This window comes from Acidocella sp. MX-AZ02, assembly GCF_000306035.1.
Classification (GTDB): Bacteria; Pseudomonadota; Alphaproteobacteria; order Acetobacterales; family Acetobacteraceae; genus Acidocella; species Acidocella facilis.
Map to the genome: position 1 here is coordinate 1 of NZ_JH976221.1, position 1,948 is coordinate 1,948.

At 50.8% G+C, this 1,948-nt stretch carries 2 protein-coding genes; both read left to right on the plus strand.

The annotated features are described in order from the left end of the window. The first annotated feature begins 385 nt into the window (after window positions 1–385). Window positions 386–1,075: a response regulator transcription factor gene (locus MXAZACID_RS17155; RefSeq protein ID WP_008495821.1), complete on the plus strand. Its 690-nt coding sequence runs from the start codon at window positions 386–388 to the stop codon at window positions 1,073–1,075. Continuing rightward, on the plus strand, window positions 1,041–1,948 hold a 908-nt coding region (locus MXAZACID_RS17160), incomplete at its 3' end, for a HAMP domain-containing protein (RefSeq protein WP_144052890.1). The genes MXAZACID_RS17155 and MXAZACID_RS17160, both read left to right, overlap by 35 nt.

Below are 1,948 nucleotides of genomic sequence, written 5' to 3' on the forward strand. Positions count from 1 at the left end.
CTAATCTCATTCCCAAGCTCAATCCTGATCTCTAATCTCGTAGGTCCCGTGTGGTAGTATCTTATGCGGCTACAACAGACCAAGGAATGCTAGCGCATGCGGATATAGCGATGCCAAGAGGCATAAATAGCTTTCTTAATCTCGATTTAATTGGTTATCACCGACGATGCCGCGAGGGCATTTTAATATTAGTCGAAGGTGGTTTTTAAGCTCGATAATATATTTGCGCTGGCTAAGATAAGTTCGTTAGCCTAATCCTAGCGTATCGATGGATACCAGTTATACTGGCCCGCCTGAAACCAACCGCTGCCGTAGAAAATGCAATGCGCATTGTTATAAAAAGATCACTTGCGAACATATAAGCGGACGTTAAAGCTAAGTCCGGATGACCGGCTTTAAAATCCTGCTTATAGAAGATGACCACCAGGCCGCCGCGCTTGTTTGCCAGGCTCTCACCCTTAAGGCGCATCAGGTGACGACGGTTGCCACAGCAAATGACGGTCTGTTACGGGCGAGCGTTGACCCCTGGGACTTGCTGATTGTCGACCGGATGTTGCCGGGATATGATGGCCTAAAGCTTGTGCAGGCCCTGCGCAAGACCCGTGTCGAGGTGCCAGTGCTGTTTCTCACCGCGCTCGATGGCATTGACGATAGGGTAGAAGGGCTGCGTGCCGGTGGCGACGATTATTTGATAAAGCCATTTGCATTTGCAGAACTCTGCGCACGCGTTGAAGCTCTGATTCGCCGCTGCCCAGCACCATCTAGGCGCTCCATTCTGTCGTACACCGATCTATGGCTCGACCGCCGCAAGCACATTGCCACACGTGCCGGTTGGGAAATTTCTCTAACCCAGATCGAATTCAAAATTCTTGAGGCTTTGTTGCTCAACCAGGGGAAAATAACGACATACAAAATGCTACTCGAAAAAGTCTGGGATTATGATTTTGACCCCGGAACCAGCGTTGTCGCGAGTCACGTATCGCGCTTGCGCGTCAAGATCGAATCGGATTTTTCCGTGAAGATATTGCATACGCTACGCGGTGTCGGATATCGATTGGGTGTCGATGCAAATTGAACAAAGTCCTGGAAGCGCGCGGCAGGCGCGATCGCCAAGCCTAATCCGTACAACCAGTTTCAGGCTTGCCGCTTGCGGCGCAATTTTAGCCTCCCTTGGCGCCGGACTTGTTTTTTTGGTCATCTATTATGGAACTGCCGGCGCGATGGTCCGCACTCTGGATCGCCAAATCGGTAATGAAGCAGCGGAAATTGTCGATCCCGGAGAAATCTTACGTACGGCGGTTGCGATGGAAGCTGTACGCGAGGCGCAAAGTGAGGTGGTACACGGCACCTTTGTCACATTGATCGACCCTCAGGGGCATGTCGTTGCGACAAATCTCGCCGATCCTTCACGCATGCAAGGTTGGAGTTGGCATAATCTTATCGTTATGCATCCAGCATCTCACATCATGACGACACGAAATCTGGGAATTCGGTTGGCAGATGGTGGCTTGCTGGTGGTTGGCGAAGACGCGACCGCCCTTGTAGAGCTGAGGCAACGTCTGGTTCGAAGCTTTTTTATTGGTTTTAGTATTCTGCTGGCGCTCGGGTTGGGGGCCGGAATCGTGTTGGGTCAGAACGCGGTTTCGCGTATAAAGGATATCAACGCGACACTCGAATCAATCATGGGAGGCGATTTTAGTCGAAGATTGACGAGGTCCAGCTACAGAAACGAACTTGATGATCTGGCTGTAAGCGTCAATCTTATGCTGGATCGGATTGAATTCCTCATGGAAAATCTGAGACAGGTTGGAAATGAGATCGCACATGATTTACGCTCCCCGCTCGCTCGTTTGCGTGAGGGGTTGGAACTCGCGCAACTTGGCAATGATGAGACATTGTCCCGTAGCGTAATCCCCTGGGCGATTTCAGAAACTGATTCGATTCTAGC